We start from the raw sequence: 25,177 nt of genomic DNA, 5'->3' as shown, positions 1-25,177 counted from the left end.
CTTCCATCTTACACAGTTAAGAAATTGGAAGGCTTTACTTGTAGAGAGATATTAAGTTATGTAGCAAGTTTATGTGGAGGAAATGCGGTTATAACAAGGGATGGTAAGTTTACTATAGTCACTCCTGCAGATGTTAATTACTCAATAGGAACATCTAATTATTTTGATTATAAAAGGGAGGAAACAAAATATAAGATAGGAAAAATATCTTGCCAAGCTGGAGAAGAGATTCTAAGTAAAGGTTCTATAGGAGCTGATACAATGGAGCTAGAATTTGAGAATTCTTGGATAACTTCAACTATCCTTACAGATGTTTATACTAAATTAAATGGATTTGAGTATTTGGGGTATTCTATGAAATGGCAAGGTGATCCTAGCATAGATGTAGGTGATATAGTAACTATTACAGATAAAAAAGGAGTAGTAAGAAAACATCCTATATTATATCAAAAGTTTACTTATACAGGTGGATTAACATCTGAAATAGGAGCAAAAGGAGAGAATAAAAATAAAAATGAATTCTCTAGTAGTGGAAGCACAGCGAAGAAAGTAGAAAGAGTTGTAATGGAACTTGCACTCATTAATAGAGCTTTAATAGATGTAGCTTATATAGGAGATTTAACTGCTAATAATATTAAGTTTGATACAGCTTCTGGTACAATAATGGATTTACAAACATTACTAGCTAAATTTGTTACTGGAGAAAATGGACAATTTCTTAATCTTACAACAGGTAATGTAGTAATAGCTAATGCACTAATAAAAGATGCTATGATAGAGAATGTTAGTTTAAATAAACTAAAAGCAGGAACTATTAATACTAATAATATTAATTTAGCTTCTGCAGATGGTGCTCTTTCTATAGTAGGACCTACTATGCAATTTAAGGATAAGTCAAATAGAGTTAGGTTACAATTAGGGCAAGATATAGCAGGAGATTTTAATTTTATTCTTAGAGCAGCAGATGGAACTACTACATTAATAGATGGATATGGAATAAAAGAAAAAGCTATAGCTGATAAATTAATTAAATCTAATATGGTAGCAGATGGAGCTATAGGAGAGCAACAGATAAACTATTCTAGTTTAGTTACTGGATTAAATAAAGATACTAATATACAGTTGATTAAAGCTAGTAAAGTAGCCATAGACTTAACAGGACAAAGCTTAGAAGTTAGTTTCAATAGTCTTAAGAGTAATGTAGATGGATTTGATGATAGAGTAGAAGCTAATACAACATCAATTACAGTAGCACAAGGACAGATAAGTGGAATAATAACTGAAAGTTCTATAATAAAAGGTGATATAACTACATTAAAAGATAATTATACAATTATTAAAGCTACAGTAGATGGAATTAATACTACAGTAGCAAGTCATACAACATCTATAACTAATGCACAGAATACAGCTAATAGTGCTAATACTTTAGCAGATAGTAAAGCAAAAGTATTTACAGCAACTCCAATTACTCCATATAAAATAGGGGATATTTGGACAGGTGGACCATCTGGGGAAATTATGAAATGTAAAGTTTCTAGAGAAAGTGGAGCATATGTTGCTTCAGATTGGGAAAAAGCAAGTAAGTACACGGATGATACTAAAGCTGTTGCAGTAGAAGGAAAAGTGACTATAGTAGAAACTAAACAGGCTACACTAGAGCAAAATTTAGAAGGGTTTAAAACAACTGTAGCAAGTACTTATAGCACTAAAACGGAATTAGCTACAGTAAATGGTAATATATCTAGTTTAGAAACTCGTATAGCTACAGCAGAAACTAAAATAACAGATAGTGCTATAGTATCTACAGTTAGAAGTTCTACAGCTTATACAAGTGATTTAAGTGCTAAGGCTAACCAAACAGCTTTAAACAGTACAAATAGTAATATAAGCAGTTTAACAAGTAGAGTTACGTCAGTAGAGCAGGATTTAAATGGATATAAGGTGACTGTAAGCAATACGTTTTTAAGTAAAGGAGATGCAGTTAATACTTATGCAACAAAATCAATTATGGAACTTACAACAAACGAATTAAAATTAAATTTTAGTTATAGTGGTGGATATAATTTTGTGAAGAATGGTAATTTTCAAAATGGAACAGCTTTTTGGGATAAAGTAGGAAGTCCTTCTACTTTTGCAGTAGGTAAATATAGAGCAAATGGATATGGTGAAAATGTACTAGCTTTAACAACAACGGCTAGTGGACAACAAGTATCTCAACAAATAGAAGGACTAATGATAGGAAGAAGATACACTGTTAGTTGTTATATATATGTTGGTTCAGGCACTATATGTATGATGGAGAGCAATCAATGGAATGGTGCATACACAAGTGGAACAGGATGGCAGTGGTTATCGTTTAGTTTTACACCTACAGCTTCAAGTTTTGTTTTATTTATAGGAAGTAACGATTCAGCACCTACCGGATCTTGTCATATTACAGCTGTGGCAGTAACACAAGGTAGTGAAAAATTAGCATGGACCCCAAATTCTAACGAAATATATAGTGGAAATACTACGATAGATGGTGAAGGAATACAATACACTCATTCGGATGGTACTCGGACTAAAATGGGTAAAGATGGATTTTATTGGTATAGTGGTACAACTGGTTATGGTTATCATTGTTTGACTAAAGTAGGGGTATTTAATGTTTCATCATATGGAAATGGAAATTGGACAAAGGTAAAAATACAATTACCATCTTATTTTAAAAATAAGTATTTTGAACCGCAATGTGCTATAGCTGGGTATGAGGTAGGTTCAGCAGGTGTATCTATAATAACAGCTTTGATTGATAGTTACAATATAGCTGAGGCATGGTTTGTCATAAAAGTATTTGGTTCTAATAATTCAGGTGGCTACTTTAACAACATTAATGTTACTTGGGTAGTTACTGCATAGGGAGGATAATAACATGGATAAAAAAATGACAGTTTTCTTTTCAAAAAATACTGGGAATATAGAAGGTATATTTGAAGATGAAATAAGCTTTGAAAATGCTTTTTATGAAAGGCATTTAGATGTAATGAGCTACTGCATAAAAGCGGTTATAGAGTATGATATAAATGTACTAAGTGGTGCTAGTAAATATAGGGTTGACTTAGAGAAACAACAAATAGTGTTAAAAGAGGAGTATCAAAATAAGCCTATAAATATTTTTTAAGAATTGAGGATTGTTTAAATTTGAAAAGGTAATTATTGAGAACTAGCTTATAAAAAAATAATACGAAAATAAATGGAAGGGCTTATACATAGGCTCTTTTTATATTAAAGAAGGTGTAAGATGAATGAAATAACTAATTTATTTAATACGTTTGTTTTTCCAGTAGCTTTATGTATTTTACTTATTTGGTTTATGTATAAAAAGATATGGCCAAGGGTTGAAATGACATTAGATAGAGTTACTAAAACAAATGAGGAATTAAGTACAAGTAATAGAATTTTAACAGAAAACTTAGTTAAAAAAGTGGATCATATGGATGTTAAATTAGATAAGGTTTTAAAAGAAAAAGGAGAGATGTAAACATGGAAAATTTATTAACTTTTATACCAGAGAATTTATTAATATTGGTAGCTGCAATTTATGTAATGGGAATATTCCTAAAGAGATTAGATAAGGTAAAAGACAACTACATTACAATAATATTAATGCTATTTGCTATAACTTTTGCAGTACTATTAAATCTAATAAATGGACAATATAAATTAATTTATGAAGCTGCTATAAATGCAATACTTCAAGGTATTTTATGCTGGGGAGTTGCTGTAGGAATAAATCAAACAGCTAAACAAATAAGTAGAGTTAAGGAGCAGGAGTAATCTTGCTTCTTTTATTTTAGAAAGAAAGGAATGATGTTATATGAAAATAGCAGTAAGGGGAGGACATAACTTTCAAGCTACTGGAGCAAGTGCTTTAATAGATGAAACTACGGAAGATAGAAAAGTAAAGGATAGCCTTATTAAATATTTAAAACTTTTAGGAAATGAAGTTTTAGATGTCACTCCTGGACCTTGTGATGCTAATACTGATTTAGCATATGGAGTTAATAAGGCTAATGAGTGGGGAGCAGATTTATTTGTTTCAGATCACTTTAATAAAGCTTTTAATTCTTATAATGGAGCCTTAGGTACAGAAGTATGGATTTACTCTAAGACAGATAATATTAAGCTAGATGAAGAAGTTGGAACTAGAGTAGTTAATACTCTTTCAGAATTAGGATTTAAAAACAGGGGAGTAAAAGAAAGTAAAGAGTTATATGAGCTAAGAGCTACTAAGATGGCTTCAATAATAGTAGAAATATGCTTTGTAGAAGCAACTGAAGATGTAGCTTTATATAAAAAGTTGGGAGCAGATAAAATAGGACAAGTTATAGCGGAGGCTATTAGTAATGTTAAAATAAATAATTCAAATAATGAAATAAAGGAGAGAAAATACGATATGAAAAATTTAGTTTGTTATTGTAATCAAGTAGATAAAAGAGCAGCAGAGTACCTAGCAGATTACTTACAATGTCCTTGTATAGATGCAACATTGCCATTTAATTATAAAGGCGTGGCAGAAAATATAATTGCAGTAGGTGGAAATGCTACTCCAGTTGGATTTAGTGGATATACTACTAAATATATAGCTGGACCTAATAGATATGAAACAGTAAAAGAAGTTTTAAAATTTATAGGTAAGTAATAATTTAAAGGCTAGTAGGCAGGAGAAATCTTACTTACTAGCCTTTTTACTAATAATTTAATAAAAAATTTAATTTATTTAAAAAAATAAAGGAAAAATACATTTAATATGGAATATATATAATACAACCCAAAAATAGAAAAAAATGGAGGAGATAAAATGAAAAAAAATCTAAAAAAAATAATCACAGGAACACTTTGTGGGATAATGACAACATCATTATTGCAAATATCAGCTTTAGCTGAGACAAAACAATCAAGTAATGCAGTAGAGTACGATAACTCTACTTATTACGTAGAAGAATCTGTAGATAATTCTACAAATAGAGTTGTAACTGTTAAAGAGGGTGATTCAACAGTTACAGCAGAATTCAATAAAGAAACAGGGGAAATGACAGTAATTGAGAATGGGATAGTATTATTAAGTACAAATATAAATAATAATATAGAGGTTTCTACTCAAGAACCTTATGCGATGCCAAGAGCAGCTTTATTAGATTCAGAAACAGATTTTAATGGAGAGTATGGATTTTGGCGTTATGCTGGTGGGCAATGGGTATTAAAAGTTCCAACTGGGGGAGATGTAACATATGAAAATAGTAATAATAAGGAATACTTATTAGGTTTTGCAAGTGCAGTAAGAGATATTCTTAGTGCTCAAGTTACTATTCTTAGTATAGCTGGAGGAGGAACTATTGCAACTATAACAGCATTATTTGCAGCAAGTGGTCCAACTTTAGGAACTTCAGCAGTAATAGCATTGTTAGAGCGGCTGGTGTAGCAGTAGCATGTACTCCTGCGGCGCTTAACTGGTATTTTGCAGTTAAAGATGCCAATTTGAACTATAAGCTTGCATAATATAAAAAAGAAATCTACTAACAGTAGATTTCTTTTTTATATTATTTTTTTACACAGTTTTTTTAGCTTATTATTTAGTATAATTATAGTTAGTGGAGTAGATAATATTATAATTAAAATATACAATTGATTATCAAGAATCAACAAAAATCCAGATAATATAAATAAGAAGCCTAAGGTTTTCAAAGCAATTCTAAAGCACTTGTAATAATAAGTTTTGTTTGTTACAATATATTTTTTCTCATTAGGAGAAATAAAACTGTATGGAATAAAGTTAGAAATTATTATTATTAAGAGCCCAAAAAGTGGAAGGATTAAATCAGACACTATTTTAAAAAACATAAATAGATCACCTCATAAAATACAAATATTTTTATTAATATTATAACACATATACATAGGTTAATAAAATCATTATAAATATAGTATCGGCTTTACAAAAGAACGTTTGTTCGCTATAATTTTATTAAGAATTACCAGGGGAGTGATATTCTTGAAAGTTGTTGCTAAACCAATACAGATGATAGCATGGTTTAATAAGGATGGTTCTATTAATCCGATAAGATTTAAATTAGAAGAAGATGAGGATAAAGTTATTAAAGTAGATAGGATATTAAAAGCAGAGCAAGAACGATTAGCAGGATGTATAATGGAGAAATTTACTTGTAGTAGTAATATAAATGGAGTAGAGAGAATATTTGAATTAAAGTATGATAGTAAAAGTTATAAATGGATATTATTTAAAATTTAAATGAAAAAGGGATGGGAATTATGACAGAAAGACAACATGAAATATTGAATATGATCAATGAATATATTAATAAGGAAAGAATTTCTCCTACAGTAAGAGAGATATGTGATATTGCTGGCTTAAAATCTTCTGCGACTGTACATAGGCATATTAAAGTATTGCAGAATAAGGGATATATTCAAATGATAAAGAACTCCCCAAGGAGCATGAGAGTAGTAAAAGAGTTAGCGTGATCACTAATGTCATTAAGTTAACAAATTGGGTTTAACAAGTCTTATAAGAGCAAGATGTAAACAAATATCTTGCTCTTTTTTAATATGAAAAACTTTAAAGTTCTGTTATATTATTTAAATCAGTAAAGTCTTTACCATTGGCATAATTGATAAACCTTTCTAATTCAGTAGAAGTTATCTTTAGTGAACCTAATTTTAATGCTTCTAAATGACCTGCTTTAATTAATAAATACACATAATTAACATTTACTTTCAAGAGTTTTGCGACCTCAGCTATTGTTAATAACTCAACAGGTTTATTATTATTTGTAGACATTGATTTGGATTTATTAGTATTACACAAATTATTTAAGCTTGAAGATATATCTATAATAAAGTCTTTAAGTTCATTACATGGAATATTTATTTCTAATTTAATAAAATCTTCTATTATAATAATCACCTCAAATAGATTAATATCCAATTCTATAAAATTTAAACATACAAGTTCTATAATGTACTCCTAAGGCATACAATGTATTACTAAGCAATATTTAGGAGGTGCATTATGGCTGAAAGATTAAGAATAATTGTAGAGTTTTCTAAGACTAAGGAAAGGGAATTAAAACTTTATGCTAAGTTACAAGATTATTCAGTTCCATCTGTAGCAGTTAAAGATATGCTACTAGGTTTAATTCCATTACCAGATATAAAAGGCGACAATGGTATGCAGAAGTAGCAGTTTATTAGTCCGTACAGTCCTAACGTGTACGGACAAGCCTTTTAAAAGTATTAAAATTTGCGTTGAAAAGAAGTGGGGGAGAGTAGAGTGAATAAGATAATAGAGTTGCTTAATTCTATATTTGGAAAGAAAGAAATTATTTTAGATGATAGAATAGAATTTAGAGTCAATAAAAAAGAAAAGATTTTAATTAAAAAGTATTGTGATCTTAAGAGAATTACAACAAGTGATTTCTTTAGAACTCTCGCTATGAAAGAAATAGATAGCTTTATTAAACAAGGAAGGTGAATATATGTATATAGATATAAAAATAGCCAGTATAAAAATTAAATTGATGGTCCTCTAAAACACATTAAAAAATTTAGATACTAGCTAATTATTATTATAATATTAAGGGTAGAAATAATCTACCCTTTTATATAGTATTCTACTAGATATAATTTAATTTTCATCAAATTTTTATATTTATTTATGTTTTGTCAACGATTTGTCAACGCTAACTAAATTTAATTATAGGACAAGCTATGGAAAGAGATTGAATTAAATTTTTTATAATATGGGTAAAGCTAATAAAATAGCCATATTACAATTTTATAGGTGATTGTATGTGTAACTAAACTTAAATATTATTTATATGGGTAACAATCCAATGGTAGGTGCTACAGTTGCTGTTGCAGTTGCTGTAGAAGAAGCAATGAAATAGAAAAGTTTAAAAATATAGAGTCTTATATGAAATTATTATGTTTTCATATAAGACTCTTTTTATATTACAAATAAAACCATTAAATTTACTTTGAATATTTTGGAAGAAAAATATAATTTTTTTCAGAATATATAACTATACTATATTAATAAAAAGAATAGAGGGTTAATAATATATTTTTATAAATCATATTATTTTAAAAGCAACTATTCAAAAATATTAAAAAAGAGGTGGGAAAATGGGATTTATTAAAGCATTTACAGGTGCAATTGGTGGCACACTTGCTGATCAATGGAAAGATTATTATATGCCGAGAACTGATGTGCCTTCAACAGCTGGTTTATTTCAAGCTGTCCCAAGAGGAAAAAATAACGGACGTGGAGCAAATACAAAAGGAAATGATAATATCATTAGTAATGGTAGCAAAATTGTAGTACCAGAAGGAACTGCTCTTATTACTTTGCAAGATGGTGCAATAACTGGAATAATTGCTGAGCCAGGAGGATTTATTTTCACATCAAATGATTCAAATTCACAGACGATTTTTCAGGGAGATGGAATAATGTCCTCTTTGATTAAATCAAGCTGGGAAAAAGTGAAATTTGGAGGACAAGCAAACTCTCAACAATTAGCCTTTTATATTAACTTAAAGGAGATACCTAATAATAAATTTGGGACTCAAGCAGAAATTTATTGGGATGATGCATATTTTGGAACACAAGTAGGAGCTTTAGTTAGAGGCACTTATACTTTAAAGATTATTGATCCTTTACTCTTTGTAAAGAACTTTGTACCAGCAAAATATTTACAAGCTTCAGCGCCAGTATTTGATTTTAATGATATGGATAATGATGCAGGGGAACAGCTTTTTAATGAAGTTGTTGGTACTTTATCTGCTGCCTTTTCAAATTATACAAATGATCCAAGGATGGGAAATCGTATTTCAAAAATACAAGGGGACCAAATAGGCTTTGCTAAGGCTATGTCTCAGGCTGTAGAAGATGCATATCAATGGAAAAGAGAACGTGGACTTGAAATAGTTAAAACTGCAATACTTGCTATAGAATATGATGAAGATACTAAAGCATTAATGAGTGATGTTAAGAAAGCAGATGCATTATCTGGAACTCGTGGGAATTCATTTATGCAACAAGCAGCAGCTCGTGGCATGCAAAATGGTGGTGGAGCTAATATGGCATTTATGGGTATGGGTATGAATGCAGCTAATGGAATTATGGGAGGAATGAAACAAGAAGTAACTCAATCAAGTTATCAACCTTCCTTTGGACAACAACCAACTGAACCAGCAATTGAGCAACAAGTTCAACAAACTCAACAATCAGCACCAGTACAGGAGGATCCAGTAGCTAAATTATTACAAATGAAAAAACTTCTTGATGCTGGAGCAATTTCACAAGAAGAATATGATATTTTAAAGGCAAAAATATTGGGGTTATAATATTATGAGTAAAGATTATAGCAATATTATAGATAATGAAAATAATCTATCTGATGAATCTAGAATTATACAAACAGATTTTGGTGCTGAAGATGGACAAGATAAATGTCCTAAATGTGGTTCTACAGATATAAAACTTAACATCAAAACGGGACAATTAAAATGCAACTTTTGTAGACATGAATTTGAACAAGAGAAAGTAGATGTATTAGAAACTGATATAAGTAATTTGCAAGGACAAGTTATGGGATCTGCTCTACAAGATATCATAGAAGATAGTAATGATATTTTAACATTAAAATGTAGTAGCTGTGGTGCTGAAGTCGTAATAGATACTTCACAAGTAACACAAGCGAGATGTCACTGGTGTAGAAATACATTGTCAATAAATCAACAAATTCAAAATGGTAGTATTCCAGATTTAGTATTACCTTTTAATATTACAAAAGAAACTGCTGAAAATGAAATAAGAAATTTTGTAGGAAAAAGGAGATTTTTTGCTAACCATAAATTTAAAGAAGAATTTACAACAAACAATATAATGGGTACGTATCTTTCATATGTATTAGTTGATATAAATGCTCATGTAAAGCTAGCAGGGCAGGGGGAAAAACTAGTTAGAAGATATTCAGAGGGGGGTAAAGATAACAAAAAGACTTATTATGATGCTGATTTATATGAAGTTGAAAGAGAATTTGATTTAGTTATTGATGGCCTATCTGTTGAATCTAGTTCTGATAAATTAAATATAAATGCATCAGATAAAACTAATAATATAATAAATTCAATAATGCCTTTTGATGTAGAGAATTCTGTTAAATGGAATGCAAATTATTTAAAGGGATATACATCTGAAAAGAGAGATACTAATGTGGAGCAACTAAGACCTATAGTTAATACTCAAGCAAAAGATATTGCAAGATTTTCTGCTAATAATACATTAAAGGCATATGATCGTGGGGTAGCTTGGTCATCTGAAGACTTTGATATTAAAGGACAGCAATGGAAGTCAGCATATTTACCAGTATGGTTATACAGCTATCAGCAAGTAAAGGGAAGTAAAAAAATGCTACACTACATTGCTGTAAATGCTAGAACAAAAGAAACAATGGGAAGTGTACCAATTCATATGGCAAAATTGTTTTTGGTATCAGTTTTAGTTGAGATATTAGGACTTATAGCAATGATATTTGTTGACTTTGATTATAACTGGATTTTCTTGTTGTCAGGTTTTATATATTTCACATTAATTTTCTTAAGGTATCGTAATTCAGATGCTAGACATGAATATGAAATTGAAACAAAAACAGACATGACAAATTTAAGAAAAGTTGATAAATTTATAAAAGCTAAGAAGAGGCTTACTAATTCAGTGATGGTAGGTGCAAATAATAAAAATCTAAATGGTTAAAGAATTTAAATAACCTACTTGATAAAATTAGAAAATTTGAAGAAAAGATAATAAAAAAGGATGTTAATAACAGGGGATTATGTATATATTAAATATCTATTTTTGAAGGAATATATAATTATTTGTAGAATTATATATAAAAGGAGTGATATTATGATAAATAAAGAAATACAAATTGAAGATATGGCTAAAAAGGCATTAGAAACATTAAAATGCCCAGTATGTAATTCAGATAATTTTATGGCGAATTATAATATTACAGCAAAATTTCCAGTAGATAGAGATGATAATCAAATTAATGGAGACATTTCTCCTTCAATAGAATTTACATGCTTGGAGTGTGGGAATATAGTTTCCATGAATGCGGATATATTAGCAAAAAGGGTAATAGAAAGTGAAGAAAAAGAAACTCAGTAATTTTAGATACAGTAAGAAAGATATAGGATAGTTAGTATAATAACTATCTTATATCTTTTTTTTATAAGTAAATTCACATTAAAATTTATAAGTGAAAAATAAAACTTTCAATATTTTAAATTTAATAATCAAAGCATTATAAATATCAGTTATAAAAAATATTCCTATAATTTTTTTATATAAGAATAATAGAAATTTTATTAAATATAATATATTAAGGATAAATTAGCATTTTAACTTTATTTTTGATAAATTATCGAAATTAGAAAGCTTTGCACTAATAAGTATTAAAAAAGTATAGAAAAATTTGAAAAATTCGAAAAATAAATATTGACATTAAATACACTATAATGTATTATTTGTATAAATTAAACAATGAAGTTGAGTTTAAATGATAATACTATTATAGGATTAGAGAGTAAATTCAATTTTTATTTTAATAGTATTAATTTATATATTTAAATATATAGATAATAATATTAAAAAATATTCATATAAAATAGATTTTATATGGTGAGAAAAATTAATTAGGAATAAAGGAGGTTTACACTAAGGAAATAATTATTTTTATACTTAATTATAAATATTAAATAAGTAATATTAAAAAGGGGGAAATTTTAATGAAAAAGAAATTAGTTTCATTACTTGCAATAGGTTTAAGTTGCATGATGATACTTGGAGGTTGTGGGAAAAAGACCACTGAAGAAAAAGGAAATAATACAGCAAAGGATAGTGAACAAGTACTAAATACTATTTATTTTGACGTTGCAACTTTAGACACTAATGATGTTACGGATAACCAAAGTTCATCTATTCTTAATGCAGTACAAGAAGGTTTAGTTAGAATTGAAAATAATGGTAAAGGCGATGAAATAGTACCAGCTGGGGCAGAAAAATGGGAAACATCAGATGACGGTTTAACATGGACATTCCATCTAAGAAAAATGAATTGGTCAGATGGAAAGCCAGTAGTAGCACAACATTATGTTGATTCATTCCAAAGAATATTAAATCCTGATAATGGATTTGCTTATTCATTCTTAGCTTATGATATTGCAGGAGCAGAAGAATATAATACAGGTAAGGGATCTCTAGATGCTGTTGGAATAAAAGCACCTGATGATTATACTTTAGAATTTAAATTAAAGCATCCATTGCCTTACTTTGTATCAAAAGTATCTTATACAGTTTTCCATCCAATTAGATTAGATGTTATTGAAAAATTAGGTGACAAATTTGCTAGTGAAATTAAAGACACAGTATATAATGGACCTTTTAAGATAGAGAGCTGGGATAATGGAAACTCAATGGTATTAGTTAAAAATGATACTTATTGGGATGCTGAAAATGTATCTCTTGATAAAATAAATATGACAGATATTAAAGAATTCGCAACTCAAGCTCAATTATTTGAAGCACAAGAGTTAGATATATCAGGAGCTCAAACTGATTATATTGAAAAATGGACTGAAAAAGCTGATGCAGGAGAATTCCAAAAGCTTACTGGTGAAGATCCAGGATCATTCTATTTATATTTCAATCAAAAGAGTGAATCAGCTAATGGTATATTAAAGAATGCTAAAATAAGAAAAGCTATAGGATTATCAATAGATAGAGATGTTTATACTAAGGATTTAGTTGGTAGATATCAATCTGCTTATGGAATAATCCCAACAGCTATAAATGTTGGAGATGAAAAGTATAGAGATAAAGTTGAAGGACCTTTAGCAAGTGATGCTAAAACTTATGTGAATAATAAAGAAAAATTACAAGAGTTATTTAAAGAAGGTTTAAAGGAATTAGGTCTTCAAGCAGATGATTTAAGTAAGTATGAATTAACTTATTTAAGTCAAGGTGCATCAGAATTACAAAAACAAAGAGCTGAATGGATGGCACAACAAATTAACGGGAATTTAGGAATAAAGATAAACGTTGAAACTCAAGGAGACTGGGGAGTGTATTTAGATACAATGGACAAGTTAGAGTATGATTTCACATTATCAGGTTGGTCAGCAGATTATAACAATCCAATGACTTTCTTAGATATATGGATATCAAATGGCGGAAATAACCATACAGGTTATGCAAGTTCTGAATATGATGACCTATTAGCATCTGTATATAAAGAAACAGATGAAGATAAGATAACAGAAATCTATAAAAAATTAGAGAATAAATTAGTTAACGAAGATGCTGTTATTTCACCAGTTTATTATACAGATAAATATTCATTCTATCAAAATTATGTTAAAGATATTCAATTCACTTCATTTGGTTCAGTTTATGAATTTAAACATGCATATATACAAGGAAAAAATTAATTAACTATATTATATAGAACTAGTATAATGCACATCAACGAATGTTGGTGTGCATTAATTGAATTCAGAAAGGGAGACGAATATGATTAGGTATGTTATAAGAAGATTTATTGAAATGGTTATTACTATTTATTTAATAGGAACAGCTACCTTTTTTCTTTTAGCAGCAGTTCCAGGAACAGCTATTGATAAGAAAATTCAAAAATTACCAGAGCAAACAAAACAAATTGTTATAGCAAAATATGGCTACGATAAGCCAGTAATGGAGAGATATTTAATAACATTAAAGAATTATGTAGTAAAAGGAGAATTTGGTGAATCTTTAGTTCATGCTGGAGATACTCTTTCAAGCATAGTAAAAAATAAAATGCCAGTATCATCAAGGCTTGGAATACAACAAATTATTGTAGGGGTTTCATTAGGTATTATCCTTGGTATTGCTGCAGCTATGAATAGAGGAAAGATTATAGATTATGTAATATTAGTAAGTGTATTATTATTGGCATCTGTGCCATCTTTAGTACTATCTTTATTATTACAACAATATTTAGCTAAAGGCCCTATATTTAATTTACCTATAATTGGGTGGCCAAAAGGATCTGATGTTTGGTTTGGAGGATGGAAGTATACTATTTTACCAACTTTAGCAGGAGCAGGATCATATTTAGCATATTATGCTAGATTAATGAAAACTAGTATGTTAGATAGTATAAATCAAGATTACACCCTTACAGCGAGATCTAAGGGACTATCAGAAGTTGATATAGTGAAGAAGCATGTTTTAAGAAATTCATTTATACCAATTATTACAGTATTGCCAGTTGCAATATCAGGAGTAATTTCAGGATCCTTCTTTATAGAGAGAGTTTTTGCTATTCCAGGTGCTGGTCAATATTTTATCCAAGCTTCAAACGATAGAGATATTCCAATACTAATGGGATTAACCTTATTATATGCATTAATTTATCTTGTAACAATATTTATAACAGACATACTTTATACAGTTGTAGATCCACGTATAAGATTAGTTAAGTAGACAGGAGAGAAGCGTTATGAGTAAATTAGATTTAAAAGATAAGAGATTTGAATTTGTAGATTCATCTACATTAGATAGTGATTTAGTTGTTAGACCTAATATTAGTTATTGGCAAGATGCTTGGAGAAGGCTTAAACAAAATCATGTTGCTATGACAGCATTAATTGTACTAATTGTAATTATTTTAATGGCTATATTTTCACCAATGATTAGAAACATGGATTATCAAACAGTAGTAACAGAAAATAAAAATTTATCTCCAAGTGGTAAGTTTTGGTGGGGAACAGATGCTATGGGAAGAGATTTATTTACAAGAGTATGGGTGGGAACAAGAATATCAATAAGTGTAGCTTTAATAGCTACTGTAATAGATATAGTAATTGGTTGTTTATATGGAGGAATAGCTGCCTATGTAGGTGGAATAGTAGATGAAATAATGATGAGAATCGTTGAAGTATTAAATAGTATTCCATATTTAATAATCACACTACTAATTTTAGTTGTTTTAGGTAATGGATACTTTCAGTTGATGCTAGCTTTATGTTTAACAGCTTGGACAAGCACAGCAAGAATGATAAGAGGACAAATTCTTCAATTAAGAGAAAGTGAATACGTCTTAGCAGCAGAAGCTTTAGGAGCATCACCATTAAGGATAATATTAAAGCATTTATTACCAAATACAATAGGGTTGATAATATTGGATGTTGCATCAACAATTCCAAGTGTAATTGTTTCTGAAACAGTACTTTCATTTTTAGGGTTAGGATTAAATATTCCAGCATTTAGCTTAGGATCATTATTATCAGCTGGACAACAAGCTATGTCATTCTATCCTTATCAATTATTATTCCCTACTGTAGTTTTATGTTTATTAATTTTAGCATTTAATGTTTTAGGCGATGGATTAAGAGATGCTTTAGATCCAAAGTTAAGACAATAGGAGGCATAAAGATATGGAGAATTTATTAAATAAAAATGAATCAATTTTGAATGTAAAGAATCTAAAGGTATCCTATCATACTTATGCAGGAGAAGTTCAATCTGTTAGAGGAGTTTCTTTTGATGTTGATAGAGGGGAAGTATTAGCTATAGTTGGAGAATCAGGATGTGGTAAAAGTGTTACAGCTAGGGCAATTATGGCATTAATACAAGCACCACAAGGAGAAATTAAAGAAGGTAGTGAGATACTTTTTGATGGAGAAAATATATTATCTTATGATAAAAATAAAATAAGAAGCTTTAGAGGTGGAGAATGTGCAATGATATTCCAAGATGCATTAACTTCACTTAACCCAACAATGAAGGTAGGAAAACAAATAATAGAGAATTTAATTATTCATAGAAATATGGATAAAAAGACTGCAAGAGAAGAGGCTATAAAAATTCTATCTTTAGTTGGAATACCAAATCCTGAAACAAGAATTGATCAATATCCACATGAATTTTCTGGTGGAATGAGACAAAGGGTTATGATAGCTATTGCAGTTGCCTGTGAACCGAAAATATTAATAGCTGATGAGCCAACTACAGCCCTAGATGTTACTATTCAAGCTCAAATACTTGAACTTATTAATGAACTTAAGGATAGACTTAATACTGCAGTAATATTAATTACTCACGATTTTGGAGTAGTAGCTGGAATGGCAGATAAAATTGCTGTAATGTATGCTGGTAAAATTATTGAAAGTGGAGAAAAAAGAGAAATATTTTACAATCCAAAGCATCCGTATACTTGGGCACTTCTAAACTCAGTTCCTAAGTTAGGATGGAAGGGTAAGCAATTATTAGATTCAATAAAAGGAACTCCACCAGATTTAATTGCACCACCAACCGGATGTGCCTTTGCAGCCCGTTGTAAATATTGTATGAATGTATGTTTAGAAGAAGAGCCTAAGGAATATTCCTTTGGAGATAAACATAATGTGAAATGCTGGTTATATAGTGAAGATATGCCAGAAGATAAGTTGAATTTAATTATGGAGGGAAGAAGAAATGGCTAATGAAAATAATATAATTTTAGAAGTGAAAAACTTGAAAAAATACTTTAAAATTGGCAGTAAAGACATTCTAAAAGCAGTAGATGATGTTTCATTTGCCATAAAAGAAGGAGAGACATTAGGCTTAGTTGGTGAATCAGGATGTGGTAAGACAACTTGTGGAAGAACCGTTATTGGTATGTATGATAAAACAGAAGGAGAAATTCTTTATAATGGCAAACCTATAGATAAGCTAAAAGGCAAAGATAAAAAGCAATTTAATAAAGAAGTTCAAATAATATTTCAAGATCCGTATGCATCACTAAATCCTAGAATGACAGTTGCAGATATAATTTCTGAAGGTATAGAGATACATGGATTAGCCAAATCAAAAGAAGCTAAGAATAAAAGAGTTTATGAATTATTAGAACAAGTAGGACTAAATAAAGAGCATGCTAATAGATTTGTGCATGAGTTCTCAGGTGGTCAAAGACAAAGAATAGGTATAGCTAGAGCTTTAGCTGTTGAACCTAAATTTATATTATGTGATGAACCTATTTCAGCCTTAGATGTATCAATTCAAGCACAAATTGCCAATTTATTAATAAAGCTACAAAAAGAATTAGGATTAACATATTTATTTATTGCCCATGACTTATCCATGGTTAAGCATATTTCAGATAGAGTAGCAGTTATGTATTTAGGAAGTATGGTTGAATTAGCAGATTCAGATGTATTATTTAATAATCCTAAACATCCTTATACAGAGGCACTTATGTCAGCTATTCCTATAGCAGATCCTGATGTAGAAGAAAATAGAAAAAGAATTATGTTAGAGGGAGATGTTCCTAGTCCGATAAATACTCCTAAAGGATGTAAGTTCCAAGGGAGATGCAGTAAGTGTATGGAAATATGTAGAAATATAGAACCTGAATTAAAAGAAATAGAAAAGGACCATTTTGTAGCATGTCATTTATATAATTAGAATTTAGGAGATTAACCAATGGAAAAATTAAGGAAAATTTTAAAGGATTTTATAAAATGTTTATTTACTGGAAGTCTAATATCCATAGGAATAATTATATTAATAGGCATAATATCATTATTAATAACGAATTTTAATTGGAGACAGTCATTACAAGTTGTAAAAAGTACCTTACTTATAATAGGACCACTAGGACTTATGTTAGGAGCTCTTTTAATACTTAAGAAGAGAGAAGAAAAAGAATTAATATATATTGAGCAGTGGAAAAAAAGGTTTAATATATTTTCATATAAAGTTGTATTAATAGTAGTTAGTTTAGTTATTGTATTTTACGGAGGACTTATTGATTGGATTTTATTTATATAAAATTAAAAATAGTTAAATAGTATTAATAACCTTTTAAAGAAATAAAATATATCCCTTGTTGAAATAATAATTTACCTATGGTATAATTACTCCAAGGTGGAGAAAAATAATATTATTAAAATGAAGAGGTAAATTAATATGAATGATAAAATTAAAACATGGTTATATATTGTCGGTTCTATATTAGTAATTGGAGTAGTTGGGTACTTAGCTATAAGTCTTTTAATTTATTTAATTCCTGTTTTAGTAGTTATTTATATAATTTTTAAAATTAAGGGATATATAGGTAGAAGAAAAGGTACTAGCTCAAAGAGGGAATACAAAACTCAATATAAAACAACTTATGATACTAAAATAGATGATGCTGACAATTCTTATGGGGAAGTTATTGATGTTGAATATGAGGATGTAAATAAATAAATTTAATTATTTTAATTAAAAACTCAGTATTTGCTGAGTTTTTATTATGTAAAGAGGTAAATATGAATTTTAGAAAACTTACTATATTTTATGAAACTGCTAAGTATTTAAATATGACAAAGGTTGCAAAAGAAATGTATATAAGTCAGCCATCTATAAGTCAAAGTATAAACGAGTTAGAATCAGAATTAGAAGTTAAATTATTTGATAGAATAGGAAAAAAGTTATATTTAACACATGAAGGAGAAGTGTTTTTAAATTACACTAGAAGAATATTAAATTTATATGATGAAAGTGTAAAAACTATTAGAGATATTAATTTAAATGAAAAGGGAAAATTAATTATAGGTGCAAGTACAACTATAGGAATATATATGCTACCAGAAATAATAAAGGAATTTTCAAGTAAATTTAAAGATATAGAAATATCTTTAATTATTGAAAATACTAAGCATATTGAAAAGTTAATCCTAGAAAATAAAGTTGACTTTGCATTTGTTGAAGGAGATATTCATTCTGAAGAAATATTAAAGGAAGTTATATGGAAGGATGAGTTAGTTTTTATTTGTGGACACGAAAATAATCTTAAATCTTATAAGGAGATTTCAGGAAAAGAACTTGAAAAAGAAAAGCTAATTATGAGAGAAGAAGGAAGCGGAACAAGGGAAGGTACAGAATTATTTCTTAAGAAAAATAAAATAAAATTTAATACTTTTTTAGAATTAGGAAGTACTGAAGCAATAAAGAAAACAGTAGAAGCAAATTTAGGTATAGGATGTCTTTCATATACTGTGGTAAAAGATAAAGTTAAAAGTAAAGAACTTTATATGTTTAGATTAAGTGAAGGCAGGATAGAAAGAGATTTATTTTTAATAGTACATAGTGATAAATTTATTTCTAATAATATGAAGACATTTATAGAGTATTCAAAAAATTACATATAGGTAAATTATTATTATAATAATAGAATAATAGTATTTTTACTTTTAACAAATAATATCTATAATAAGTTTTAGTAATTTAATTATAGATATTGAGGTGTTAATTTTGAAAAAATTAAAAAATATTTTGCCAGGAGTTTTTATTTGTTTAATAATAGGAATTATATCTGAATTTCTTGGGAAAAGATTTTCTACAGTCGGAGCAGCTACCTTTGCTATTTTTATAGGTATAGTTGCAGGTAATACTTTATTTAAAGGAAACCAATACGATAAAGGAACAAAGTTTGCAGAAAAAGACTTATTAAATTATTCTATAGTTTTAATGGGAGCAAATTTAAACCTTAGAGAAATTATTGGATTAGGCTTTAATGGACTATTTTTTATCCTTTTACAAATGACTTTAACTATTATCACTACCTATTGGATAGGAAGGAAGTTAAAATTCAATGAGAAATATTGCTTATTAATGGCTTCAGGGAATGCTGTTTGTGGATCTTCAGCAATAGGAGCAACTGCTCCTGTAGTTAAAGCTAGTGACTCTGATAAAGTAATATCTATTACTATTGTTAATGTAGTAGGTACAATACTTATGATTTTATTACCCTTTATAACTTCAGTATTATACAATAATGAAACATTACATACATCAGCTATGATGGGAGGAATTTTACAATCAGTAGGTCAAGTAATAGGATCAGCTAAATTCGTATCAGATGATGTTGTGAAATTAGCAACTGTATTTAAAATTATTAGAATAATATTACTAGTAGGAGTAGTCCTAGTATATGAAAAAGTTGATTTAACTGCTGATGAAGTTCCACAAAAACCTGATGAAATAATACATATTGATAAAAAGAGAAGAATAAATATCCCTTGGTTTATAACAGGATTTTTTATTATTTGTGTACTTTATACAATAGGATTTGTTCCACAATCAATTTCAAAATCATTTAAGTGGATAAGTAGTAACTTTGAAATAATTGCTCTTGCGGGTATAGGTATGAGAGTGAAAATTTCTGACTTAGTTAAAGAAGGACCTTTAGCAATGCTATATGGTGGAGCAGTAGGTGCTTGCCAAATTGTTTTTGCAATAATACTTATAAGTATTTTCTTTTAAATAATATTTTAAATTAACAAAGCAGACAATAATTTGAACTGCTCCCTGTCTACTTAACAGGGAGCATACCAATTTTGTCTGTTTTATTTTTTATACTTTAATACACTATAATTTGAAAAAATATAATTAAGGAAATTAGAGTATCAGCTTGCTAATCAGTATATAAGAAACAGAAAAGATATTTGTAAAAGGGTATATTATAATGTATAATTTATTTATCAAAATTTAGATAAGGGGGCTAATAATGGAAAAGATTAAAATGATAAATCCATTAGTTGAAATGGATGGAGATGAAATGACAAGAATCTTATGGGGCATTATAAAAGAGGAATTGTTATATCCATTCCTAGACTTAAAAACAGAATACTTTGATTTGGGGTTAGAATATAGAAATGAAACCAATGATGAAGTTACTGTTTTAGCAGCAGAAGCTATAAAAAAGTACGGAGTAGGTGTAAAATGTGCAACTATAACTCCAAATGCTGAAAGAGTAAAAGAATATAATTTAAAAGAAATGTGGAAAAGTCCAAACGGAACTATTAGATCAATTTTAGATGGAACAGTTTTTAGAGCACCTATTACAGTTGATTCTATTAAGCCTTATGTTAGGACTTGGGAAAAACCAATAACTATAGCTAGACATGCTTATGGTGATGTTTATAAGGATGTAGAAATGGAAATTGAGGGTAAAGGAAAAGCAGAACTTGTATTTACTAGTGAAGCAGGTAAAGAACAGAGAGAATTAATCCATAACTTTAATGGAGATGGAGTAGTTCTAGGAATGCATAATTTAAATAAATCAATTGAAAGCTTTGCGAGAAGTTGTTTTAATTTTGCAGTAGATACTAGACAAGATTTATGGTTTGCAACTAAGGATACTATATCAAAAAAATATGATCATACTTTTAAGGATATTTTTCAAGAGGTATTTGATAATGAATATAAAGAAAAGTTTAAAGAGCTTAATATCGAATATTTCTATACATTAATAGATGATGCTATAGCTAGAGTTATAAAATCACAAGGTGGATACATATGGGCTTGCAAAAATTACGATGGCGATGTAATGAGTGATATGATAGCTACTGCCTTTGGCTCTTTAGCAATGATGACTTCTGTTTTAGTTTCACCAGAAGGCTATTATGAGTATGAAGCTGCTCATGGAACTGTTCAAAGACATTATTATAATTATTTAGAAGGAAAAGAAACTTCAACTAATTCTATTGCAACTATTTTTGCATGGTCTGGAGCTTTAAGAAAAAGAGGGGAATTAGATGGAAGTAATGATTTGATTGAATTTGCTAATAATTTAGAAAAAGCTTCTATGCAAACAATTAATGAAGGATATATGACTAAGGATTTAGCTTTATTATCAGAATTAGAGAATATTACAGTAACTAATTCTTCAGAGTTTATAAAGGAAATAAGAATTAGATTAGAAAAGATTTACAATATATAATAATTAGAATAAAAAAATCACCTTCAATTAAAACTATAATTGGAGGTGATTTTATGTCTCATAAAAATAATAAAAATTCAAAGAAAAATAAGAAGGCAGGACAAAAGACTAAAGCTGAATTAAGAAAGATGAAGGTGGAAACAGCAGACGAAGTTGGATATTCAAAGGAGTCTAGAAAATTAGGAAAAAACAAACCAAGAAGTGAAGACAATTAGTTATTAAAATAAAAGGATTCCATATCCTTTTATTTTTTTATAGATGTTTTAAATAAAAAATGCAATAATATTATTATGATTAAATAGTTAGGGGGATTTAAATTGAGTAATTATAAGATTAAGACTACTGTAAACTATCCAATAGAAAGAGTATTTAAAGTGTTCATTGATTTAAATAAAAGAGAAATTCCAAAGTTTAATGATAAAAATCCTGTTGGATGCAGTAATAAAAGAACTATAAAATATGTAGCTAAGCAAAAGATAGAAATGTTAACAACAGTAACTGGATATGAAAAGAATAAATTATATGAAGTAACTAATTCAATTGATAAGGACAAGTATATTTCTAAATATACTTTTTCTGAAATTGATTCTAACTCCACAGAAATATCCTTAAGTGAAGCTCAAGATATAAAAAGTTTTTCTTCTAAACTTACTGTTTTAATACAAAAAATTGGTGCTAAAAAGAAAATGAAAGAAAAAATAAATAATTTAAAAGAAATACTTGAAAAAGAATTAGAAAGACGAGACAAAGGGACTGTAAATAAGGAAAATTAAAATAACAAAGTAAGAACATATAATAAAATAAGAGGCTGTTTCAACAGCCTCTTATTAAAAATATATCTTTTAATAAACTTCTTCAGGAGTTTATTCTTTCATTTTACATTCTACATTATTAATTCTACATTTTAAAAGGCCCAATTACCATTAGTAAATATTTTTATTTCCTTATTCTCAGATGTGTATCCAACAATATCTAAATCTTTTGTACCTATCATAAAGTCAACATGGATAATTGAATCATTAGCACCTTTATTTAAAAGCTCTTCAGTTGATAGATTTTCACCATTTACTAAACAAATAGGGTAGGATCTACCAAAAGCTAAGTGGCAAGCTGCATTTTCATCAAATAAAGTATTATAGAAAATAATATTTGAATTAGATATAGGTGAATCATAAGGAACTAAAGCAACTTCTCCTAGGTATCTTGCTCCTTCATCACTTTCTAATAAGTCTTTTAAAGTATCATAACCTTCTTCAGCCTGATAATCAACAACTTTACCATCTTCAAAAGTTAAGGAGAAGTTATTAATTAAATTACCACTATAACTTAATGGCTTAGATGATGTTACAGTACCATTAACTCCATTTCTCTTTGGTAATGTGAATACTTCTTCAGTAGGCATATTAGCATTAAATTCTATTCCTGAACTACATTTCTCAGCTCCACCAAGCCATATATGATCTTCAGGCAGCTCTATAGTTAAATCTGTTCCTTGTGAATTTTTATAATGTAATTTTTTAAATTTATATTCATTTAAGAATTCTAATTTTTTTGCAATATTTTTATTATGCACATCCCAAGCTTTAATTGGATCATCGTTATTTAATCTTACAACATCAAAGATAACCTCCCATAGTTTATCTACAGCATCTTTAGAGTTTGAATCTTTAAATACCTTCATTGCCCAAGCTTCCGTTGGAACTGAAACTACTGTCCAACGAATTTTATTTGACATAGAGTAATCATAGTACTCCTTTAAAGCTAATTGTCTACTTTTTTGAAAAGCAGATATTTTTTCCATAGGAATTCCTTTATAACCATCAGGGTCAGATGCAGAAATAGAAATTACACAACATCCTTCTCTTGCATAAGAATTATAAGATTCAGCTACCCAGTTTGGAACATCTTTTAATGTATCAATAGATGCCTTTTCTAGTTTAAGCCTTTGTATAGTTTGATCACCATAATGAACTATAACTTCTTTTGCTCCTTCTTCATATCCAACTTTAGCAATAGCTCTTGCAAAATCAACACATTCAACAGGTGTATTTATTAGTAAAACCTGATTTTTTTGCAAGTTAACTCCTTTTTTTACTGCTAATTTAGCATACTTTTCTAACATTTTTTCCATATCCATAAAAAATCACCTCAAATTTATAAACTTTATACTTTTATTATATCATTTTTACATAATATAGTAGATTAGTCTAGTTAAAATAAATAAGTATAAATTTTCTTGTGTAGAATAATAATTATTAATATAATATATAGTGCTATAAACCAATGAAACAAGAGGTGAAATTTAGTGTTTAGTTTATTAAATACACTAGTAGAAAAAAATAAAATATATGGAAAAGAAGGAAAAGTTGCATCTTATATACCAGCTCTATCAAAGGCTAATATAGATGATTTAGGTATTTATGTTGTAGATTCTAAAGGAAAAGAATATTATGCAGGAGACTATGATAAAAAATTTACTATGCAAAGTATTTCTAAAATAGTTTCTTTAATTTTAGCAATAAGAGATAACGGAAGATATAATGTATTTAAAAAGGTTGACGTTGAACCAACTGGAATGGGCTTTAACTCAATAGTTAATTTGGAAGCTAGAGATAGTGGAAAGCCATATAATCCAATGATTAATGCTGGTGCAATAGTTACAACTTCATTAATAGATGGTAAAAATGTAGAAGAAAAATTAGAGAAGATCCTAGATTTTATGAGGGCTGTAACTAATAATAATCATATAGATGTAAATGAAGAAGTATATTTGTCAGAAAAGGAAACTGGAAATAGAAATAGAGCTTTAGCCTACTTTATGAAAAGTACTGGAGTTTTAGAAGGTAATGTTGAAGAAATACTAGATCTATATTTTAAGCAATGTTCAATAGAATTAACTGCAAAGGATTTAGCAAGATTTGGTGCAGTACTTGCAAATGATGGAGTTATACCTTGGACAAATGAAAAGATAATACCTAAGGAAGTCTGTAGAATAGTAAAAACTATAATGGTGACTTGTGGAATGTATGATGCATCAGGAGAATTTGCTGTAAATGTAGGCATTCCAGCAAAATCAGGAGTTGGTGGAGGTATAATTGCAACAGTTCCAAGAAAGTTTGGAATAGGAATTTATGGACCATCACTAGATGAAAAAGGAAATAGTATTGCAGGTCTTAAATTGATTAAAGATTTATCTAATGAATTAGATTTAAGTATTTTCTAGTTTATATATTAATTAAAATGTAATGATTTATTTGCTTAATAATAGTATAATTTATATAAAAATAGCTTTAAGGAATTAGTTCCTTAATTTGGAG

General features: G+C 28.7%; 28 protein-coding genes and 1 pseudogene. 27 read left to right on the top strand and 2 right to left on the bottom strand.

Features of this window, described 5'->3' with window-relative positions; genetic code table 11:
* Positions 1 to 24: 24 nt before the first annotated feature.
* The 8 genes from ACFYH6_RS11650 to ACFYH6_RS11615 all read left to right on the top strand — a co-directional run bounded on the left by ACFYH6_RS11650 (position 25) and on the right by ACFYH6_RS11615 (position 6,528).
* Complete coding sequence (locus ACFYH6_RS11650) at positions 25 to 2,904, top strand: hypothetical protein (RefSeq protein ID WP_416178655.1); 2,880 nt, start codon at positions 25 to 27, stop codon at positions 2,902 to 2,904.
* Positions 2,905 to 2,917: 13 nt separating this feature from the next.
* On the top strand, positions 2,918 to 3,166 hold the full coding sequence (locus tag ACFYH6_RS11645) for a hypothetical protein (RefSeq protein WP_316343312.1): 249 nt from the start codon (positions 2,918 to 2,920) through the stop codon (positions 3,164 to 3,166).
* A 120-nt stretch (positions 3,167 to 3,286) separates the two neighbouring features.
* Positions 3,287 to 3,526: an iduronate sulfatase gene (locus ACFYH6_RS11640; protein WP_316343313.1), complete on the top strand. Its 240-nt coding sequence runs from the start codon at positions 3,287 to 3,289 to the stop codon at positions 3,524 to 3,526.
* Positions 3,527 to 3,528: 2 nt separating this feature from the next.
* Positions 3,529 to 3,822, top strand: a complete 294-nt coding sequence (locus ACFYH6_RS11635; RefSeq protein WP_316343314.1) for a phage holin family protein — start codon at positions 3,529 to 3,531, stop codon at positions 3,820 to 3,822.
* Positions 3,823 to 3,862: 40 nt separating this feature from the next.
* Positions 3,863 to 4,687 (top strand): N-acetylmuramoyl-L-alanine amidase, encoded by an 825-nt coding sequence (locus ACFYH6_RS11630; RefSeq protein ID WP_316343315.1) that lies wholly within the window; start codon positions 3,863 to 3,865, stop codon positions 4,685 to 4,687.
* A gap of 159 nt (positions 4,688 to 4,846) precedes the next feature.
* Positions 4,847 to 5,467: a geobacillin-26 family protein gene (locus ACFYH6_RS11625; protein WP_416178654.1), complete on the top strand. Its 621-nt coding sequence runs from the start codon at positions 4,847 to 4,849 to the stop codon at positions 5,465 to 5,467.
* Positions 5,468 to 6,037: 570 nt separating this feature from the next.
* Positions 6,038 to 6,295 carry a hypothetical protein gene (locus tag ACFYH6_RS11620; protein ID WP_416178653.1) on the top strand — a complete coding sequence of 86 codons (258 nt, stop codon included), beginning with the start codon at positions 6,038 to 6,040 and terminating at the stop codon, positions 6,293 to 6,295.
* A 20-nt stretch (positions 6,296 to 6,315) separates the two neighbouring features.
* Positions 6,316 to 6,528 (top strand): LexA family protein, encoded by a 213-nt coding sequence (locus tag ACFYH6_RS11615; protein ID WP_316343318.1) that lies wholly within the window; start codon positions 6,316 to 6,318, stop codon positions 6,526 to 6,528.
* Between the two features lie 94 nt (positions 6,529 to 6,622).
* On the opposite strand, the gene ACFYH6_RS11610 is transcribed toward ACFYH6_RS11615, so the two are convergent.
* Complete coding sequence (locus ACFYH6_RS11610; protein ID WP_369076185.1) at positions 6,623 to 6,844, bottom strand: helix-turn-helix domain-containing protein; 222 nt, start codon at positions 6,842 to 6,844, stop codon at positions 6,623 to 6,625.
* Between the two features lie 231 nt (positions 6,845 to 7,075).
* Between ACFYH6_RS11610 and ACFYH6_RS11605 the strand changes: the two genes are divergently transcribed.
* The 18 genes and pseudogenes from ACFYH6_RS11605 to ACFYH6_RS11520 all read left to right on the top strand — a co-directional run bounded on the left by ACFYH6_RS11605 (position 7,076) and on the right by ACFYH6_RS11520 (position 22,633).
* Positions 7,076 to 7,246, top strand: a complete 171-nt coding sequence (locus ACFYH6_RS11605; RefSeq protein ID WP_316343320.1) for a hypothetical protein — start codon at positions 7,076 to 7,078, stop codon at positions 7,244 to 7,246.
* A gap of 90 nt (positions 7,247 to 7,336) precedes the next feature.
* Positions 7,337 to 7,537 (top strand): DUF6290 family protein, encoded by a 201-nt coding sequence (locus tag ACFYH6_RS11600; RefSeq protein ID WP_416178652.1) that lies wholly within the window; start codon positions 7,337 to 7,339, stop codon positions 7,535 to 7,537.
* A 331-nt stretch (positions 7,538 to 7,868) separates the two neighbouring features.
* Positions 7,869 to 7,952: pseudogene (locus tag ACFYH6_RS11595) on the top strand (GGGtGRT protein); the annotation flags it as partial.
* A gap of 238 nt (positions 7,953 to 8,190) precedes the next feature.
* Positions 8,191 to 9,411, top strand: coding sequence for an SPFH domain-containing protein (locus tag ACFYH6_RS11590; RefSeq protein WP_416178651.1), 1,221 nt, complete (start codon positions 8,191 to 8,193; stop codon positions 9,409 to 9,411).
* 4 nt (positions 9,412 to 9,415) lie between these two features.
* A complete protein-coding gene (locus ACFYH6_RS11585) occupies positions 9,416 to 10,822 on the top strand; it encodes a TFIIB-type zinc ribbon-containing protein (RefSeq protein ID WP_416178650.1) in 1,407 nt (468 codons plus the stop codon).
* A gap of 153 nt (positions 10,823 to 10,975) precedes the next feature.
* The gene (locus ACFYH6_RS11580) at positions 10,976 to 11,239 is read left to right on the top strand and encodes a hypothetical protein (RefSeq protein ID WP_316343324.1); all 264 of its coding nucleotides are present in this window, start codon (positions 10,976 to 10,978) and stop codon (positions 11,237 to 11,239) included.
* Between the two features lie 620 nt (positions 11,240 to 11,859).
* The gene (locus ACFYH6_RS11575) at positions 11,860 to 13,560 is read left to right on the top strand and encodes a peptide ABC transporter substrate-binding protein (RefSeq protein WP_416178649.1); all 1,701 of its coding nucleotides are present in this window, start codon (positions 11,860 to 11,862) and stop codon (positions 13,558 to 13,560) included.
* Positions 13,561 to 13,642: 82 nt separating this feature from the next.
* Positions 13,643 to 14,596 (top strand): ABC transporter permease, encoded by a 954-nt coding sequence (locus tag ACFYH6_RS11570; protein WP_416178648.1) that lies wholly within the window; start codon positions 13,643 to 13,645, stop codon positions 14,594 to 14,596.
* Positions 14,597 to 14,612: 16 nt separating this feature from the next.
* A complete protein-coding gene (locus ACFYH6_RS11565) occupies positions 14,613 to 15,536 on the top strand; it encodes an ABC transporter permease (protein ID WP_316343809.1) in 924 nt (307 codons plus the stop codon).
* Positions 15,537 to 15,549: 13 nt separating this feature from the next.
* Positions 15,550 to 16,596 carry an ABC transporter ATP-binding protein gene (locus tag ACFYH6_RS11560; protein WP_316343810.1) on the top strand — a complete coding sequence of 349 codons (1,047 nt, stop codon included), beginning with the start codon at positions 15,550 to 15,552 and terminating at the stop codon, positions 16,594 to 16,596.
* Positions 16,589 to 17,557, top strand: coding sequence for an ABC transporter ATP-binding protein (locus ACFYH6_RS11555; protein WP_416178647.1), 969 nt, complete (start codon positions 16,589 to 16,591; stop codon positions 17,555 to 17,557). The genes ACFYH6_RS11560 and ACFYH6_RS11555 overlap by 8 nt, the downstream gene beginning before the upstream one ends.
* Before the next feature lie 18 nt (positions 17,558 to 17,575).
* Positions 17,576 to 17,923: a hypothetical protein gene (locus tag ACFYH6_RS11550; RefSeq protein ID WP_416178646.1), complete on the top strand. Its 348-nt coding sequence runs from the start codon at positions 17,576 to 17,578 to the stop codon at positions 17,921 to 17,923.
* 138 nt (positions 17,924 to 18,061) lie between these two features.
* Complete coding sequence (locus ACFYH6_RS11545; protein ID WP_416178645.1) at positions 18,062 to 18,343, top strand: hypothetical protein; 282 nt, start codon at positions 18,062 to 18,064, stop codon at positions 18,341 to 18,343.
* Between the two features lie 62 nt (positions 18,344 to 18,405).
* Positions 18,406 to 19,287: a LysR family transcriptional regulator gene (locus ACFYH6_RS11540; RefSeq protein WP_416178644.1), complete on the top strand. Its 882-nt coding sequence runs from the start codon at positions 18,406 to 18,408 to the stop codon at positions 19,285 to 19,287.
* A 100-nt stretch (positions 19,288 to 19,387) separates the two neighbouring features.
* Positions 19,388 to 20,401: a YeiH family protein gene (locus ACFYH6_RS11535; protein ID WP_416178836.1), complete on the top strand. Its 1,014-nt coding sequence runs from the start codon at positions 19,388 to 19,390 to the stop codon at positions 20,399 to 20,401.
* A gap of 244 nt (positions 20,402 to 20,645) precedes the next feature.
* A complete protein-coding gene (locus tag ACFYH6_RS11530) occupies positions 20,646 to 21,860 on the top strand; it encodes an NADP-dependent isocitrate dehydrogenase (protein ID WP_416178643.1) in 1,215 nt (404 codons plus the stop codon).
* Between the two features lie 53 nt (positions 21,861 to 21,913).
* Complete coding sequence (locus ACFYH6_RS11525; RefSeq protein WP_316343816.1) at positions 21,914 to 22,075, top strand: small, acid-soluble spore protein, alpha/beta type; 162 nt, start codon at positions 21,914 to 21,916, stop codon at positions 22,073 to 22,075.
* A 102-nt stretch (positions 22,076 to 22,177) separates the two neighbouring features.
* Positions 22,178 to 22,633 carry a DUF3284 domain-containing protein gene (locus ACFYH6_RS11520; protein ID WP_416178642.1) on the top strand — a complete coding sequence of 152 codons (456 nt, stop codon included), beginning with the start codon at positions 22,178 to 22,180 and terminating at the stop codon, positions 22,631 to 22,633.
* 131 nt (positions 22,634 to 22,764) lie between these two features.
* Here the strand turns inward: ACFYH6_RS11520 and ACFYH6_RS11515 are convergent, their stop codons facing one another.
* A complete protein-coding gene (locus tag ACFYH6_RS11515; RefSeq protein WP_416178641.1) occupies positions 22,765 to 23,997 on the bottom strand; it encodes an aminopeptidase in 1,233 nt (410 codons plus the stop codon).
* Positions 23,998 to 24,165: 168 nt separating this feature from the next.
* On the opposite strand from ACFYH6_RS11515, the gene glsA reads away from it, so the two are divergent.
* Positions 24,166 to 25,083: a glutaminase A gene (gene glsA, locus ACFYH6_RS11510; RefSeq protein ID WP_316343818.1), complete on the top strand. Its 918-nt coding sequence runs from the start codon at positions 24,166 to 24,168 to the stop codon at positions 25,081 to 25,083.
* Positions 25,084 to 25,177: the final 94 nt, after the last annotated feature.

The organism is Clostridium sp. HCS.1, from assembly GCF_047900555.1.
Lineage (GTDB): Bacteria > Bacillota > Clostridia > Clostridiales > Clostridiaceae > Clostridium.
This window is presented reverse-complemented; position numbering and strand designations above follow the sequence as displayed.